1 pseudogene is annotated in these 292 nt (G+C 41.8%); it reads left to right on the top strand.

Annotated elements, in window-relative coordinates:
* Window positions 1–240: pseudogene (locus AB4512_RS24590) on the top strand (hypothetical protein); the annotation flags it as partial.
* Window positions 241–292: the final 52 nt, after the last annotated feature.

Below are 292 nucleotides of genomic sequence, written 5' to 3'. Positions count from 1 at the left end.
GCACCTAAGGTGTATCGAGCGCTGTCGACATACATTATTCTTGTTGGCTCAAAATTCGTCATGCTAGAAGCGATAAACCTTATGTTCGGTGACAAGGTGAGCTTCACAGGCCCTTGGGGTGGCGTGGTAGCTTTCTTCGCTGTGGTATTTACAATTTTGGTTGCTGAAGTGATTGTATCGAAGGTTTACTTTGCGCTTGATGACAAACAAGATTCAAACTTGAACGAAAAGACAGCTTAAGTATAAGTAGAATTGAACATAGAGGAGTTCGGAATGAACCCTCAATTGAAAA

This window comes from Vibrio sp. 10N.222.52.B7 (assembly GCF_041474275.1).
Classification (GTDB): Bacteria; Pseudomonadota; Gammaproteobacteria; order Enterobacterales; family Vibrionaceae; genus Vibrio; species Vibrio crassostreae_C.
This window is presented reverse-complemented; position numbering and strand designations above follow the sequence as displayed.